Origin of the sequence: Natrinema hispanicum (assembly GCF_900111485.1) — an archaeon.
In the GTDB taxonomy this organism is placed as follows: Archaea; Halobacteriota; Halobacteria; order Halobacteriales; family Natrialbaceae; genus Natrinema; species Natrinema hispanicum_A.
In genome coordinates this window covers 179,084-195,023 of the sequence record NZ_FOIC01000004.1, presented here as the reverse complement: position 1 = coordinate 195,023, position 15,940 = coordinate 179,084, and the positions used below count along the sequence as shown (strand labels likewise).

Annotated in this window: 17 protein-coding genes; 11 read left to right on the top strand and 6 right to left on the bottom strand. The window is 62.9% G+C overall.

Features of this window, described 5'->3' with window-relative positions; genetic code table 11:
- Positions 1-24 precede the first annotated feature (24 nt).
- The 3 genes from BSG09_RS05880 to BSG09_RS05870 all read right to left on the bottom strand — a co-directional run bounded on the left by BSG09_RS05880 (position 25) and on the right by BSG09_RS05870 (position 3,147).
- On the bottom strand, positions 25-945 hold the full coding sequence (locus tag BSG09_RS05880; protein WP_092931108.1) for a dihydrodipicolinate synthase family protein: 921 nt from the start codon (positions 943-945) through the stop codon (positions 25-27).
- Between the two features lie 56 nt (positions 946-1,001).
- The gene (locus tag BSG09_RS05875) at positions 1,002-1,682 is read right to left on the bottom strand and encodes a helix-turn-helix domain-containing protein (protein WP_092931106.1); all 681 of its coding nucleotides are present in this window, start codon (positions 1,680-1,682) and stop codon (positions 1,002-1,004) included.
- Positions 1,683-1,881: 199 nt separating this feature from the next.
- A complete protein-coding gene (locus BSG09_RS05870) occupies positions 1,882-3,147 on the bottom strand; it encodes an HAD family hydrolase (RefSeq protein WP_092931104.1) in 1,266 nt (421 codons plus the stop codon).
- 162 nt (positions 3,148-3,309) lie between these two features.
- Between BSG09_RS05870 and BSG09_RS05865 the strand changes: the two genes are divergently transcribed.
- Both BSG09_RS05865 and gfcR read left to right on the top strand, forming a co-directional pair.
- Positions 3,310-4,434, top strand: a complete 1,125-nt coding sequence (locus tag BSG09_RS05865) for a glucose 1-dehydrogenase (protein ID WP_092931102.1) — start codon at positions 3,310-3,312, stop codon at positions 4,432-4,434.
- A complete protein-coding gene (gfcR, locus tag BSG09_RS05860; protein ID WP_092931100.1) occupies positions 4,431-5,084 on the top strand; it encodes a transcriptional regulator GfcR in 654 nt (217 codons plus the stop codon). The genes BSG09_RS05865 and gfcR overlap by 4 nt, the downstream gene beginning before the upstream one ends.
- Positions 5,085-5,185: 101 nt before the next feature.
- On the opposite strand, the gene BSG09_RS05855 is transcribed toward gfcR, so the two are convergent.
- The gene (locus tag BSG09_RS05855; protein WP_006184711.1) at positions 5,186-6,148 is read right to left on the bottom strand and encodes a transcription initiation factor IIB; all 963 of its coding nucleotides are present in this window, start codon (positions 6,146-6,148) and stop codon (positions 5,186-5,188) included.
- A 162-nt stretch (positions 6,149-6,310) separates the two neighbouring features.
- Here BSG09_RS05855 and rnhA point away from each other — a divergent pair, with 162 nt between their 5' ends.
- Together rnhA and BSG09_RS05845 are read left to right on the top strand one after the other, a co-directional pair.
- The gene (rnhA, locus tag BSG09_RS05850) at positions 6,311-6,904 is read left to right on the top strand and encodes a ribonuclease HI (protein ID WP_092931098.1); all 594 of its coding nucleotides are present in this window, start codon (positions 6,311-6,313) and stop codon (positions 6,902-6,904) included.
- A 75-nt stretch (positions 6,905-6,979) separates the two neighbouring features.
- Entirely contained in the window at positions 6,980-7,597 is a 618-nt protein-coding gene (locus BSG09_RS05845; RefSeq protein WP_092931096.1) for a DUF7108 family protein, read from the top strand.
- Here the strand turns inward: BSG09_RS05845 and BSG09_RS05840 are convergent.
- Positions 7,594-7,953, bottom strand: a complete 360-nt coding sequence (locus tag BSG09_RS05840; RefSeq protein ID WP_092931094.1) for a PadR family transcriptional regulator — start codon at positions 7,951-7,953, stop codon at positions 7,594-7,596. The two genes, BSG09_RS05845 and BSG09_RS05840, sit on opposite strands and share 4 nt — an antisense overlap.
- Positions 7,954-8,159: 206 nt before the next feature.
- Between BSG09_RS05840 and BSG09_RS05835 the strand changes: the two genes are divergently transcribed.
- The 6 genes from BSG09_RS05835 to bluB all read left to right on the top strand — a co-directional run bounded on the left by BSG09_RS05835 (position 8,160) and on the right by bluB (position 12,722).
- Positions 8,160-8,693 (top strand): inorganic diphosphatase, encoded by a 534-nt coding sequence (locus tag BSG09_RS05835; protein WP_092931281.1) that lies wholly within the window; start codon positions 8,160-8,162, stop codon positions 8,691-8,693.
- Between the two features lie 134 nt (positions 8,694-8,827).
- Positions 8,828-8,962, top strand: coding sequence for a hypothetical protein (locus BSG09_RS21540; RefSeq protein WP_262488506.1), 135 nt, complete (start codon positions 8,828-8,830; stop codon positions 8,960-8,962).
- Positions 8,963-9,199: 237 nt separating this feature from the next.
- Positions 9,200-10,543, top strand: coding sequence for an alkaline phosphatase family protein (locus BSG09_RS05830; protein WP_092931092.1), 1,344 nt, complete (start codon positions 9,200-9,202; stop codon positions 10,541-10,543).
- Between the two features lie 66 nt (positions 10,544-10,609).
- A complete protein-coding gene (locus tag BSG09_RS05825) occupies positions 10,610-11,023 on the top strand; it encodes a DUF371 domain-containing protein (RefSeq protein ID WP_092931090.1) in 414 nt (137 codons plus the stop codon).
- A gap of 71 nt (positions 11,024-11,094) precedes the next feature.
- Positions 11,095-11,907 carry an endonuclease III domain-containing protein gene (locus BSG09_RS05820; protein ID WP_092931279.1) on the top strand — a complete coding sequence of 271 codons (813 nt, stop codon included), beginning with the start codon at positions 11,095-11,097 and terminating at the stop codon, positions 11,905-11,907.
- A gap of 116 nt (positions 11,908-12,023) precedes the next feature.
- A complete protein-coding gene (gene bluB, locus BSG09_RS05815; protein ID WP_092931088.1) occupies positions 12,024-12,722 on the top strand; it encodes a 5,6-dimethylbenzimidazole synthase in 699 nt (232 codons plus the stop codon).
- 329 nt (positions 12,723-13,051) lie between these two features.
- On the opposite strand, the gene BSG09_RS05810 is transcribed toward bluB, so the two are convergent.
- Positions 13,052-14,986 carry a beta-CASP ribonuclease aCPSF1 gene (locus tag BSG09_RS05810; protein WP_092931086.1) on the bottom strand — a complete coding sequence of 645 codons (1,935 nt, stop codon included), beginning with the start codon at positions 14,984-14,986 and terminating at the stop codon, positions 13,052-13,054.
- A gap of 460 nt (positions 14,987-15,446) precedes the next feature.
- Between BSG09_RS05810 and BSG09_RS05805 the strand changes: the two genes are divergently transcribed.
- Entirely contained in the window at positions 15,447-15,929 is a 483-nt protein-coding gene (locus BSG09_RS05805) for a hypothetical protein (RefSeq protein WP_092931084.1), read from the top strand.
- Positions 15,930-15,940: the final 11 nt, after the last annotated feature.

Below are 15,940 nucleotides of genomic sequence, written 5' to 3'. Positions count from 1 at the left end.
AATATACTGTTCGCCGACAGCCGTCTAAGTTAGCCCCGCGAGGTCCAGTTCTTGGAGTTGCTCGCGCATCTCCCGTGCGGACTCGTCGTCTTTGAGCCGGAGTGGACTCCGCAACGGGCCAGCGTCGAAGTCACGCATCCGGAGCGCAGTCTTGACGCCGGACATATACGCGCCGCCGATCTTGAGAGCATCCCGAACCTGAAAAATCGTACTCTGGCGTTCGCGCGCACGACCCTCGTCGCCCGCGTCGTAGGCTTCATAGCAGTCGACGACGAGTTCCGGAAAGACGTTCGCGACGGCGCTGACCGCGCCCGAACAGCCAACCTCGAGCCCGGTGAAGACCAGTGAATCCGAGCCGGCGAGGAAGGTCAGCTCGGGATTGGCGTCGATCGCCTGAGCGAGCCATGGCACGTCCTTGCTCGAGTCTTTGACACCCGCGACGGTGTCGATCGCTGCGAGTTCGGAGAGCGTCTCGAGCGAGAGTTCGTTGCCCGTCTTGCTCGGAATGTGGTAGATGTAGACCGGCACGGAGACGGCTTCAGCGACGCGGCGGTAATGCTCGAGGGTACCTTCGTGATCGATCGGATAGTAGTACGGCGTGACGACGACGATCCCGTCCGCGCCGACGGAGTCGGCGTGTTCAGCGTGGGCGACGGTCCGATAGGTACTCGGCGCGCCGACGCCGGCGATAACCGGGACTTCGTCACCGACTTCGTCGACGACGGCCTCGACGACCCGGTCGCGCTCGTCGCCCGAAAGCAGTGGAAATTCGCCGTTGGTTCCCAGCGGGAAGACGCCGTGAGCGCCGCGGTCGACGACGAACCGGGCGTGGGCGGCCGTTCCCTCGTAGTCAACGGCTTCGTCGGCGTCGAACGCGGTGACGGTCGGCGGCACGACGCCGTGTAGCGACAGCGGATCGGCAGCGCCGGGATCGTGATACGACATATCACTCTCTCCGTCGAGCACGGCCAAAAAACGCCCGCCGGCTATTCCATTCGCCGTTAGTCCGGCGTCGCCATTTCGCTTGCCGACTCGTCTATCTGTTCGCCCGCGAGGACGCGGTTCGCCCGTCGCAGCCGCTCGGAGAGCGCCTGATGGGAGATGCCGAGTTCGTTCGCGAGTTCCTCGAGCGAGATCTCACGCGGCACGTCGTAGTAGCCCTGGCGGTAGGCTTCGGCGATCGCCTCCTGTTGGGGCTCGGTCAGCGCCGCTGTCGTCTCGAACTGCTCTTCCTGCCCGGCTTCGACCATGCGTCTGACGTCGATACTGACGCCGTTGTCTTCGATCGCGGAGACGGCCGCCGCCAGCTCCTCACGATGGGGAAAGAGCAACCGGAGCGTCCACTGCTCGTCGCGGACGTGTGCGTCGAGGACCGTCCCGTCGTGGCTGTAGACACGCCGACAGACCGACGCGGCGGTTTCGGCGTACTCGAGCCGGTAGAACAGGTCGCCGTCGGCGGTACGCTCGAGCAACTGCCGATACTCGGCGACGGTTGGGTCCGACTCGAGAGCCGACTCGAGTTCGCCGGGATCGACGTTCGAGAACCAGGCGAGCGGGGCGGTTCGGGTCGGTCCCTCCGCGACGACGCTTTCGACGCGAAGCTCGAGGGCTGGCCGTTGCTCGATGGTCTGTGCGAGTGCGAACTCGGCCGTCGAGAGCGAGAGTTCTGCGATCGTCGTCATCGGTCACGCACTTCCTAACGGTGTCGAATTCGGTCATCGAACGACGCCGCTGTCACGGTCGCGCTGGGACACTAGAGGGCTCGAACCGGATTGATGGGCCGGCCTTTGTGTGCCGGCAGTTTACAAGCGCACGTCACGGTTCATGACGGTCCTCAGACCGTTGTAAAATGGGATACGACGAGCGCGAGCAGCGTCGTCGCTATCCAAGGCGAGCCAGTCGATTCAGTGCGTACACCGTCCGGAGCACGTCGACGCTTTTCCCGCGGTCGAAGACGAGTTCGTCCGTCTCGAGGACGTGCTGGAGGGTGTCCTGCGAAGCGTGTTCCGGGGCGGCCGCGATGCCGGCGTCGTTCTCCGCGACCCACTTCATCACGCGGAGGTCGCTCTTGGAGTCGCCCATCACGAGCGCGAACGGGTCGTCAACCCCGAGGACGTCCAGTGCACGCTCGACGCCAACAACCTTGTTCAACTCGAGGCTGCCGATTTCGGCCGCGTCGGCCTCGTAGTAGGCGACGTCGATCCGCTCTAAGACGGCCGTGAGCGCGTCGGGCACCGCGTCGGCGTCGAGGTCGGGGTAAGAGCCCTCACTCTCGAGGACGGCCCTGATTTCGGGGTCCTGTGCGGCATAGAAGGCGCGGGTCCAGTCGGTGATCGTCTCGTCGTCGAGCGACGACTCGCCATCGCCGTTCTCGAGGGTGTCCCCGACGGCGTCGGCCAGCAGGTCGATGAGATAGACCAGTGCCTCGTCGATGATCTCGCGGGCGTCCGCGGAGCCGGTTTCGTAGTTGGGCTTCATCGTGACGTTGAACTCGTTGCCCTGAAGGTGACAGCCCCGCCGCAGCTCCTCGGGGGCGTCCGGCAGCACGCGCGAGCGGACATCGTCGAAGACGGTTCGGATCTCCTCCTCTAAGTCCTCGTAGAGCAACTGCTTCGTGTCCGCGCCGTGGCCTGGCGTGAACACGCCCGTCCCCGCCTCGTAGACGATCGAGAGGTCTCCCGAGTGGACGATCTCGCTGCCCAGTCCCTGAATCGCGAATCCCTTGACGTTCTCTAGGGTCTGACCCGTACAGATGACGATCGGGACGCCAGCCTCGTGGAACTCGGTCAGCAGATGCAGCGTCTCACGGGGGATCTCGTTGTCGGTCCCGCCTGCAGAGCGCAGCGTCTCGTCGACGTCGAGGACGAGAACGTTGACCGCCCGGTCGTACTTCGCCTCGAGATCGAGCGCGGTAAACGCCTGATCGCGGGTCGCGCGGGCGGCGATCTCCGCGAACGTCTCGCCGGCCGCAAACGACGACCGGATCTCGTCTTTGCGCTCCTCGAGTTCCTCGGTCGCTCCTTGCCAGTGCTCGAGGGCGACCCGGGAGTCAACGGCAGGGAAGACGTCGACGAACTCCTGAAACTCGCGTAAGGTCTTCGTGTCGTACTCGTCGTAGAGCTGGTAGACGAGATCGTATCGCTCCATGGAGGCTACAGGCATGGGCAGTCGGATAATCGTTTCCGCTGGCGGCTGTGTCGGGACGCTGGATCGGCATTCGGCCATACCTGACTGTCAAGATCGTCCATGCTGCATCAATTAACTCGAACGGGAATAAATATTTACCTTCACGGTTCCTACTGTGCGTGTATGAAAGCCATCGCAGTCCAGCCCGGAGCGGGCGTCCCCGACGTCATCAAGCGGCCCGTTCCAGAACCAGCCCCCGGCGAGGCGCTCGTGCGAATCCACCGCGTGGGCGTCGACGGAACCGATTACGAGGTTATCGAGGGGAGCCACGGCGGGGCCCCCGAGGGCGACGACCGGCTCGTCCTCGGCCACGAGGCCGTCGGCGTCGTCGACGACCCGACCGACACCGGCCTCGAGGCGGGCCAGTACGTCGTTCCGACGGTTCGCCGGCCGCCGCCGGGAACGGAGACCAACGAATACTTCGAACACGGCGAGCCCGACATGGCTCCCGAGGGCGCGTACGTCGAACGCGGGATCGTCGGCGCACACGGGTTCATGGCGGAATATATCACGAGCCCGGCCGAGTTTCTGGTTCCGATCTCCGCCGACCTCGCTCCGTGGGGCTTTCTGGTCGAACCGCTCAGCATCACCGAGAAGGCGCTCGAGCACGCTCGCGCGAGCCGCTCGGCCTTTGGCTGGCAGCCCGACGCCGCACTCGTCCTCGGCACCGGCTCGTTGGGCCTGTTGACTGCCGCGATGTTTTCCGCAGCGGACGACTTCGAGCGGGTCTACTGTCTCGGCCGGAAAGACCGGCCACATCCGGTGATCGACATCATTGAGCGGCTTGGCGCGACCTACATCGACTCCCGCGAGACGCCAGTCGCCGAGATTCCGGCCGCCTACGAGCCGATGGACCTCATCTACGAGGCGACCGGCTACGCGAAACACGCCTTCGAGTCGATCGATGCGCTCGCTCCCAACGGCGTCGCCGCCTTGCTCGGCGTCCCCAGCGACTGGACCTTCGAGATCGACGGCGGTCGACTCCACCGCGAACTGGTGCTTCACAACAAGGCCGTCGTCGGCACCGTCAACTCCAACCGCGGCCACTTCGAGGCCGCCGTAGACACGCTCGCGGACCTTCCCGACTGGGTCCTCGAGGCGATCGTGACTGGGATCTACGGCCTCGAGTCAGTCGATCGGGCCTTCCCAAACGCGACGGCACACGCCGCGACTGCCGACGACGAGTCGGCAGGAACCCCGGATGACGACACGACTATAAAAACAGCGGTCGAATTCACGGCTATATGAAAAACGTCGACGACCTCATCGAGAGCGCGGCCGAGCTCGCGGCTCGCGGGCTCTCGAAAGGCGAAATTGCGGACGAACTGAACGTCTCGCGTGAGACCGCGAGCTGGCTCGTCGAGCGCAGCGGCACGACGCCCCAGCAGACCGAGGAACCGGCCCAACCGCCGGCCAACGGCGTGAGCGGCCCACAGGACATCCACGTCGATTGGTCGGCAATCGGCCGGGATAGCAAGCGAATGAACCATATCGCCTCGGCGATGGCCGACATGCTGGCCAAACACGGGGAGGACGTCGACCTGACGATCGGCATCGAAAAGGCCGGCGGCCCCATCGCGACGCTGGTCGCACGCGAACTCGAGACCGACCTCGGAACCTACACGCCGGCGAAACACCAGTGGGAGGAAGGAGACATCGAGGAACTCGGCGGCACGTTTAGCCGAAACTTCGCCGGTATCCGCGACCGCGAGTGCTATGTCGTCGACGACATCATCACCAGCGGGACCACCATGCGCGAGACGATCGAGGCCATCCGCGCCGAGGGTGGGAAGCCACTCGCCTGCGTCGTCCTCGCCGACAAACAGGGCGTCGAAGAACTCGAGGGTGTCCCGGTCTACTCGCTGTTGCAGGTCATCAGCGTCGGCAAAGACGAGTAGCCGACTCGGTTTGGCGACCGGCCATGCGGTACTGATCGGCAGTGCGGCCGCTACGATGGCGTTTTCGACGCGATAAAATCGGGAGTGAAGACGACGCTCGGCTAGCCGTGAATGCCCATCGCTTCGATCTGTTCTTGATACCGATTCCGGATCGTCACCTCGGTCACCTGTGCGACGTCGGCGACCTCGCGCTGGGTCTTCTTCTCGTTGCACAGCAGGGACGCAGCGTAGATCGCAGCCGCGGCGTAGCCCGTTGGTGATTTGCCCGACAGCAACCCTTCCTCGGCCGTCTTCTCGATGATCTCGTTGGCCTTGGTCTGGACCTCTTCGGACAGTTCGAGTTCAGAACAGAAGCGAGGGACGTATTTTTTCGGGTCGACGGGACGCATCTCGAGGCCGAGTTCCTGCGAGATGTATCGATACGTGCGACCGATCTCTTTGCGTTCGACGCGGGAGACTTCCGAGATTTCCTCGAGGCTTCGCGGGATTCCTTCTTTGCGACAGGCAGCATACAGCGCCGACGTCGCGACGCCTTCGATCGAGCGCCCGCGGATGAGGTCTTCTTTGAGCGCGCGTCGATAGATAACCGACGCGACCTCGCGGACCGAGCGTGGCACCCCCAGTGCGGAGGCCATCCGGTCGATTTCACTGAGCGCGAACTGAAGATTGCGCTCGCCGGCGTCTTTGGTTCGAATCCGTTCCTGCCATTTGCGCAGCCGGTGCATCTGGCTGCGCTTTTTCGAGGAGATCGAGCGGCCGTAGGCGTCCTTATCTTTCCAGTCGATGGTCGTCGTCAGCCCCTTGTCGTGCATCGTCTGGGTCGTCGGCGCGCCGACGCGGGACTTTTCCTGCCGTTCCTGGTGATTGAACGCCCGCCACTCCGGGCCGGGGTCGATCTGTTCCTCCTCCACGACGAGCCCACAGTCTTCACAGATGAGCTCTCCCCGGTCGGAGTCCTTGACGAGATTATCCGATTCACACTCGGGACAGGCACGTACCCCTTCCTGATCCTCGGTCTCGTCCGTCTCACGCGTTCGCTCCCGCTGGCGGGTGGACCGTGTCATCGCACTTTTATAGTAGTATCACCACGCTATATAAATGTTTGGCAAGGATTTTCCCAACCTGACCCGTACTGCCCGAAAACAGGCAGTACAAGCGTTTATACCCAGGGTTTACGATTCGGAACCGGAAAACCTTTATCCCATTCTGGCCGATGCCGGACACGAATGCCGGTTATCGAATGTGACGTCGAGACGGCCCGCAAGCGACTCGAGGACGCAGGTGTTTCTGTCGAGTCTGGTAACACGGACCACGAGCGCTGGCGGGCCAGCCGGGGTGGCGCAACGGCCGTCGCCTACGACGACAAGGTCGTGATTCAGGGATCGGATCCGCGGGACCTCGAGGCCCTGATCCGCGAGGGCGGCGGCCGCGCCCACGTCTATTTCGACGGCGGCTCGCGAGGCAATCCCGGCCCCGCCGCGATCGGCTGGGTGATCGTCACGAGCGACGGCATCGTCGCCGAAGACGGCGAGACGATCGGGACGGCGACGAACAACCAGGCCGAGTACGAGGCCCTGATCGCCGGCCTTGAAGCCGCCCGCGACTACGGCTACGACGAGGTCCACGTCCGCGGCGACTCCGAGCTCATCGTCAAGCAGGTCCGCGGCGAGTACGACACCAACAACCCCGAACTGCGCGAGAAACGCGTGACCGTCCACGAACTACTGGCCGCGTTCGACGAGTGGACCCTCGAGTACGTCCCTCGAGACGTCAACGAGCGCGCTGACGGGCTCGTCAACGAGGCGCTGGATCAGGCCTAACGGTGACGGCCACACCGGCCGGCGCACGAGTCTGGACCGGCAAGCGGAAAACCGCTCGCGTGCGTACGTGCTCTCATGACCGATCCGAACGCGATCGACGGCGATGAGGACGGTGACGAAGCTGCAAGCGACGAGACGGACCTTCCCCGGGATGTCGCCGACGAAGTCGAACGACTGACCCGGCTGAAGCGCACTACTGTCGACGACAACGAAGCGACAGCCTATGAACAGCGGCGTGACGACCTCCTCGACGAACACGATTTTACCTCGCGCATCCGTGACGACGACGGCGATGACGTCCTCGTCCTCCATCCCGAGGAGTGGCACGAGGACGGCGTTATCCGGACCGACCGCATCGAGGACATCGACCGCGCGGTCGAAATCCCGCTCGAGGGGACAGGCGATCCGGACGAGTGGGACGACGTCGACGCCCACAACCGCGACCTCGTCGCGACGGTCAGGGACACCCACGGCGACGTACACGCCAATAACGCGGCAATATTAGCCGATTTCGCGGGCAACCACTACGCGAAGCCGATCGAATCACTGACAGGTGACGACCTCGCGGAGTTTTGCACGGACTACTTCGTCAGGAACGCCTGGCCATCGGACGACCAACAAGAAGTGATCGCGGAATCGATCGAACTGATCTTCGAGACTGCTGACGAGCGAGTCCCGAACTACCAGTTCTAGTAACTGTTTTCGACGATGTCGCGGATCTCGTCTGCGCGGTCGTCGCCCGTGACGACCTTCGAGAGCGTCCACTCGATGCCGTCGAGGACGGCCTCGTAGCCGTCGTCGGTCAGCGAGTACTGGTTGGTTCGCTTGTCGAGTTCGCTTTTCTCGACTAGTCCCAGGTCGACGAGTTCGTCGAGGTTAGGGTAGAGCCGCCCGTGGTTTACTTCCGCCCCATAGTAGTCCTCGAGTTCGCGCTTGATCGCGAGGCCGTACATCGGCTCCTTCGCGAGGATGACGAGGATGTTGTTCTGGAAGGCGGTGAGTTCGCGTGCAATACTCTGTTCGCCGGTGATTGATTGTGCCTCTGACATACTTGTGCAATTGTCACCAGACTATTTAAGACTTGTCAACTATCACTTCGTATCAGCCGATCCGACACCCGGTGACCGACCGATACGAGGCCGAAGACGGGTGTAACGGGCCTTCGTGGTGTCTGTCGAGTTTCTGGCAACCGTCACTCGAATACTGACAGTCGATTACGAAAGTACTTTTTGATCGACTACGGATGTTCCGATACATGGTCAACCTCTGGGAAGACCTCGAAACTGGACCGAACGCGCCAGAAGAGATCTACGCCGTCGTGGAATGTCTCAAAGGCGAGCGAAACAAGTACGAGTACGACAAGGACGTGCCGGGCGTCGTCCTCGATCGCGTGCTCCACAGCAACGTTCACTATCCAAGTGACTACGGCTTCATCCCGCAGTCCTATTACGACGACGAGGACCCCTTCGACGTGCTCGTCCTCGTCGAGGATCAGACGTTCCCCGGCTGTGTCATCGAAGCCCGTCCCGTCGCGCTGATGAAGATGGACGACGACGGCGAGCAGGACGACAAGGTCATCGCCGTCCCGAGTGAGGACCCACGCTACGATCACATCGAGGATCTCGACGACATCCCACAGCAGCAACTCGACGAGATCGACGAGTTCTTTGAGACCTACAAGAACTTAGAGGAAGGCAAGGAAGTCGAGACGCAGGGCTGGGAGGACAAGCAGGCTGCCTACGACGCGATCGAACACGCCCAGGACCTCTACGAAGAGAACTTCCAGTAACGACCACCAACGGTCGTTTTTCGTTTCTGTCGTCGGCTCCACCGGTTGATTCCCCAGAGTAATCTCCGGCCGGTTACCGGATGCGTTATGAGCATGGGTAATTTTATGCCCGTCTCGCCCGTATCTCTCACTGTATGGCAGCATCCAACCCCGCCCCACGTTCGGGATCGTCGGCCGACGACGCAGCTACGTCCGGCGTCGGTATGGCTCACCTCACGGTCGTCCCGACCAACTTCGAGCCAGCAGACTCGAGCGACCGCGACGAGTAACCTGTCGCGCCACGTCCGAGGCCGCAGACGACCGATCGTCCTCGCTCCCGCTTTCGTTACCGCCGGTGTGGTCTCGTCGGTCGGGTCGCGTGTTTACCGCTCACTGAGCATCCCCGTGCGGACGGTCCCAGCCGGTCTGCAGTCGGCGACTGTCGAACCGATGACTTCCGTCGCAGGTATTCGCAAAACACTGTTCCGAAACGAACCTTCTTGTACCCGGTCGAACTACGTCCGGCCATGGGTCTGTTCGACCGATTACGGGGCGACGGTGACCCCCGAGTCGCGTTTATTGGGGTCGACGGCGTACCGTATAGTCTCCTCTCGGAGCACGAGGAACTGTTTCCCAACTTTGCAGCGCTCGCTGACGACGGCACGGCGGCAGAAATCTCGAGCATCGTCCCGCCGGAATCCAGCGCCTGCTGGCCGTCGCTGACGACCGGGAAAAATCCCGGCGAGACCGGCGTCTACGGCTTCCAGGACCGTGAAGTCGGCACCTACGACACCTATGTCCCGATGGGGCGTGACGTCCAAGCCGACCGCGTCTGGGACCGCGTTCAAGCGGCCGGTCGCGAGGCTACCGTCATGAACGTCCCCGTCACCTTCCCGCCACAGCGTGACGTCCAGCGGATGGTCTCGGGCTTTCTCTCGCCCGACCTCGAGAAAGCTGCCTGCCCCGACGATGTCGGGAGCTACCTCGAGACGCTCGACTACCGGATCGACGTCAACCCGAAACTCGGCCATCAGGACGACAAAGCCGAGTTCATCGAGGACGCCCACGCGACCGTCGACGCGCGCTTCGAGGCGTTCAAACACTACATCGAGGAAGACGACTGGGACCTCTTTTTCGGCGTCTTCATGACGACCGACCGGGTCAACCACTTCCTGTTCAAGGACTACGAGCGCGACGGTGAGTACAAAGACGAGTTCCTCGAGTTCTACCAGAAGGTCGACGACTACATCGGCCGCCTCCGCGAGGCACTCCCCGACGACGCCACCATGATCGTCGCCTCCGACCACGGCTTTACCAGCCTCGACTACGAGGTCCACTTCAACGAGTGGCTTCGCGAGGAGGGCTGGCTCTCCTTCCAGACCGAGGACCCCGAGGAACTGGGCGACATCTCGACTGATACGAAAGCCTACTCGTTCATCCCCGGTCGCTTCTACATCAACCTCGAGGGACGTGAACCCCGCGGCTCCGTCCCCGAATCCGAGTACGACGAGGTCCGCGACCAGCTCAAAGCCGAGCTCGAGGCCCTCGAGGGTCCCGACGGCAACAAAGTCGTCGACCGCGTCGTCGAGAAGGAAGCGGCCTTCCGTGGCGATCACGACGATATCGCGCCCGACCTGGTCGCGATCCCGAACAAGGGCTTCGACCTCAAGTCCGGCTTCAAGGGCGACGCCGAGGTCTTCGATACGGGTCCGCGCAACGGGATGCACAGCTTCGACAATACGTCGCTCTATATCGACGATCCGGAGGCGACGATCGACGACGCCGACTTATTCGACATCACGCCGACGATCCTCGAGTTGCTGGAGATCGACTACAGCCGCGGCGACTTCGACGGCGCGAGCCTCATCTAAGCAATAGCCGGGCTCGAGACGAGCCCGATTCGATCCCGTTTTCCGACCGGCACCGAACTCCGTTGCATGGAAGAGGTTATTCAGGCTCGCGGTCACGAGCACGTCAGTGCCGAACACGCGAGCACCTTCGAGGTGACGACCGACGACTATCTCACTCCTGCGGGCGACTGCATCCTTGCGATCGAGGCCGACCGTTCCCCGGCTGATTTCGATCCCGAGTTCGTCGCGGCGTGTCAGGACGCCAATGCAACGATCACGGTCACGCTCGAGGCTGACGGCTACACGGCGTCGGTCTCGGGACGTGGCCACCCTGATCTCGAACTGACCAACGAGCGAAGCGCGGTCGGACGGACGAGCGACTACATCGACGACCGGACGATCATGGTTGGTGCCGAGTTCGCAGCCGAAGGATTCGACCGCGACCTCGTCGACGCACTGGCTGACGGTGCCGACGTGACGGTGACGATTCGCGTCGAGTGACCGGTCGTCAGCGCACGCTCGAGACCACCGCTTCCGTCGCGGTTTTGTCCTGTCCGTCCTACGGTCCCGATATGAGCGATGATCCGGAGCCAGCCGTCAACATCAGCGGTGGCACGGCAGGTGGCGGTATAGCCGCCGAGTTCGATCCCGCGACGGCCGACACCCGCGCGGAGGCGGTCATTGACCGCTTGGGTGAGCTGTACTGGCAAAAGACTTACGGCGGCCAGGATGCCTTTACCTGTCTCGTCCGTACGATCCTGAGCCAGAACACGAGCGACAAGGCGAGCCAGCCGGCACATGACGCACTGCTCGAGCGATACGATGGCGACGATGTCGATCTGGCTGAGACACTTGCAGACGCCGAGCAGTCGACGCTTGCCGAGACGATCAGCTCGGCGGGCCTCTATAATCAGAAGTCCGAAACCATCATCGACACCGCCGAGTGGGTGCTCGAGGACTTCGGCTCCGCCGCTGCGTTCGATGCATTCGTCAAGGACGAGGACCCTGAGACGGTTCGTGACACCTTGCTCGAGGTCCGAGGCGTCGGCCCGAAGACCGCCGATTGTGTCCTGCTCTTTTCGGGTGGCCGTGGCGGCGTTTTCCCCGTCGACACGCACGTCCACCGGATCTACCGACGGATGGGAATCGCGTCGCCGGCTGCCGATCACGAAACGGTTCGTGAGACCCTCGAGCGCGACGTGCCTGCTGCCAAGTGTGGCTTCGGTCACACGGCGACGATCCAGTTCGGCCGCGAATACTGCACCGCTCGGAAACCAGCCTGTCTCGAGGATCCCGAGGCGTGCCCGATGGCCGACATCTGCGAGCAGGTCGGTGTCTATCCCGCGACGGGTGAGGTCGTCGATCCGGTCGACGCTCCCGAGTGACCGGGCTGGCGACTCCCATCGTCACCGTCGGCAGCCGGTCTCGGCTGTCCTCGCTCGAGTCCCCTGCCGGCGGCTAGTCACTGGATTTATACAATATTGATTGCAGTTGTGAAACAATGGTTGCATTCACGGACGCGGAACGAGAGGCAGTGTACAAGACGATTTACGCCCGGCGCGATATCCGGCGGTTTCGCGACGACCCGATTCCCGAGGAGGTCCTCGAGCGACTGCTGCAAGCCGCCCATCACGCACCGAGCGTCGGCTTCTCACAGCCGTGGGATCTCGTGGTTGTCCGTGACGATGAGACCAAAACCGAAATCGCGTCGATCGCAGAGCGCGCCATCGCGGCCGCCCGCGAGGGCTACGAGGAACCACGGCGAAGCGAATTCGCGGAGTTGAAACTCGAGGGGATTCGCGAATCACCGATCAACATCTGCGTGACCTGTGATCCGACCCGCGGCGCGCCCCACGTGCTTGGTCGCAATTCGATGAAGCGTACTGATGTCTATTCGACGTGTCTCGCGGTGCAGAATCTATGGCTGGCCGCTCGCGCGGAGGGCGTCGGCGTCGGCTGGGTGAGCGTCCTCTACCCCTACGAGCTCCAGGAGGTGCTCGACATTCCGCCACACGTCAAGCCGATCGCGTATCTCTGTCTCGGCTATCCGAAAGACGGCTTCCCCGAGGAACCGGTTCTCCAGCAGGAGGGCTGGCGTGAGCGACTCGATATGGAGACGCTCGTCCACGAGGAACGCTGGGAGGGAGACGAGTCGACAGTGGCCGACGACGAAGTGACTGCCCAGTCGAACGACCGATAAGCAACTCGGTGTTCGGTTCACTCGTCACGGCACGCTGCTCTGGTTCTCCGTTCGTTTCCGAGCCGCCCACGTCTGGGCAGCCGCGATTTCGACAGGTCCCGACCCTCCACAGTGGCCGACTCGAGCGCTCGCCTCGAGTAGGAGGCGAGCGCTCGAGTCACGGGGGAGGGCAGGCCGACCGCGCGGTGCGCAGATCCGCGCACCGCGCTGCGGTGCGACCCTGGCGGCCTGCGGAAATCGAAGATTTCCGGGCGACCGGAGCGCCGCAGGCGCTCCGGTAGACATTGAAAGGGCGAGCGATCGCTGCCAAGCGATCGCGAGGGCTTTCTTTAGAGGAAGCGGAAGGTCTCGAGGTTCTTCGGCGCGAAGGTGCGCATGTCGTAGTTGTGATAGAGCGCGCTCGAGAGGTCCTGCGTGGAGCGTTCGTCGCCGTGGACACAGAGTACCTTCTCGGGGCGTGGGTTCATCGTTTTGACGAAGTTCTCGAGGCCGGCGCGGTCGGCGTGGCCGGAGAAGCCGTCGACGGTTTCGACGCCCATGTTCAGCGAGAGGGTGCCGCGGCCGCCGCCGTTGCCCATGGCACCGACTTCGCTGGTCGGAATCTCGTCCCAACCGTTCTGAATGCGTCGGCCGAGGGTTCCCTGGGCCTGATAGCCGACGAAGACGAGCGTCGAGTCCGGATCGGGGCCGATATGCGAGAGCCAGGACATGATCGGGCCGCCGGTAACCATCCCCGACGTCGAGAGGATAATACAGGAGTCGCCGTCGGCGACGTCCTGGCGTTCTTCCTCGCCGCCGTCGATGTGGTTGAATTCCTCGGCGAGGAAGGGGTTTTCGTCCTCGTGGAAGATGCGGTCGCGCAGGTCGTCACGGAGGTATTCGGGGTAGGTGGTGTGGATCGCCGTCGCCTCCCAGATCATGCCGTCTAAGTGGACCGGCATCGACGGAATGTCGCCGTTGCGCATCGCCTCCTCCAAGACAAGCATGATTTCTTGGGAGCGGCCGACCGCGAACGCCGGAATGACGACCTTACCGCCCTGCTCGTAGGTCTCATTGATTACTTCCTTGAGTTTCTCTTCGGAGTCTTGCTGGTCGGTCTGGTAGTCGTTGCGACCGCCGTAGGTCGACTCCATCACGAGCGTTTCGACCCGCGGGAAGTCGTTGGTTGCGCCGTTGAACAGGCGCGTGTCCTCGTAGTGGATGTCGCCGGAGAAGGCGACGTTGTAGAGACCGTCGCCGATATGGAAGTGCGAGACGGCCGAGCCGAGGATGTGGCCGGCGTTGTGAAGGGTGAGTTTGACGTCCGGCGCGATGTCGGTGACGTCGCCATATTCGAGCGGGATGGTGTGTTTGATCGCCTCGCGGACCTGTTCGCTATCGTAGGGAGGAGTGCGGCCTTCTTTGGCCGCAACGTCGAGATAGTCGAGCGTCAGCAGGCCCATCAGGTCCCGCGTGGGCTCGGTACAGTAGATCGGGCCGTCGTAGCCGTACTTGAACAGGAGCGGAATGAGCGCGGAGTGGTCGAGGTGGGCGTGGGTCAGGACGACGGCGTCGATGGTCTGGGGGCCAGCGCCGAGTGCCTCGGGTGCGTGGAGATAGGGCACTTCGCCTTCCGCGCCGGGTTTGTCACCGCAGTCGATGAGGATCCGCGTTTCGGGCGTCGAGAGAATAAACGACGCGCGACCGACTTCACGACAGCACCCCAGTGTGGTGATGCGGACGTACTCGTCGTCGGACATCTCCTCGCGGTGGATCTGTCGGCCGACCTTCTCCAAGATGTCTCGGCGCTCGTCGCGTTCCTGTTTGAGGAAGCTGCGGACGTTCGAGACGGTTGAAGATTCGATCGGCGGCGTCCGGACGACTTCGGGCGTCCAGCCGACGTTTTTCGTGATTTCGCGGAGCGTCGAGCCGTGACGGCCGATCACCATGCCGGGCTTTTCGGCCTCGATGACGACTTCGCCGGTATCGGCGTGGAAATCGAGGTCGGTCACTCCTGCTTCGTCGGGGATAACGCCCATGATCTCCTCGCGGGCCTGCTCAGGTCGCGAGAGAACGCTTGGGTCGGGCCGGACGGTAATCCGCTTGCGAAGTTTGCTCGCGAGCTGTCGGATGAGATCGCCCTGCTGGGCGAATTTCTTCGGGTCGCGAGTGTAGACCACCAGTTCGGGGCCTTCGTATTTCACCGAGGAGACCGAGATATCGCTCGGTAACTCGCTCGTGATCTGTGCTTTGAGATCGTCGAGTTGCTGCTCTACAGTGCTCATAGGTCGCCAATGTGGCTTGCGTGAACTCGCCGTCCGGGATCGAGGACGCCGTCGAGTCGGGTGGACGCAATCGGAGACAACTGACGGAAATCGGTGTCGTGACGACCGTTGACCGGCGGCCGCCGTGTTAACATCGGTGATGAGTGTCGTCCGGATGGGACAACGTAGCTCACACTCCGTCTCGTCTCGTGGGTCATCGTATCCTACTCCATGCCTGACGAAGACGCTCCCGGATCGGTTATCCTGGTTCGTGCGGGAAGATTCCAGGGAGAACCCGCTTACTCGAGGCTATTCTTTGCGGAGTATAAAAGCCTTCGCAAAACCGGACCCAGAGACGCGCTTCCGTCGGCCGCTGGGCATGTGTTGCATGCGCCCAAGACGGCGGGCAGGAGGTTCAGTGACGGTACGACTGCGACTAATGCTACAACGTTTTGGGCTGCGGGGCCGTCGGCAGTAGTCGATGCACATCACGCCCGCTCGCGTCAGCGAGGAACGAGACTGGATCGCAGCCCGTGCCGACCGGGTCGTCCCGATCATCAACGATGTCCGCGACGACCTCGGTGAGATCTTCGAGACCGACGTCGATGCGGTGACGACGACACAGTACCGCGCGGCGGTCGACGACGTCTTCGCTGACGGCGATCTGGCCGTCAACGTCGCTGCCTTGGTCGCCATCCTCAGAGATCTTGACGTTGAGGGCGACTATCCGGGGTTCATTGTCGACGAACTCCTCGGTCGCGAACTCGCCGGGACGATCGCCGGCGAGCAACCCCTTCGGACGCTCGGTGAAGCGACGTTCCACTATGCCGACGTCCACGTCCACGGCGATGCAGACGAAAACGCCGGTGTCGACGACTGCGAGGCCGCACTCGCTGCCGGCTTTCAGGAACGCCTTCCCGGCTGGGACTGGACCGAGCGCGAGAGTCCGTTCAGCGTCGAGTAAGCTGCAACCGG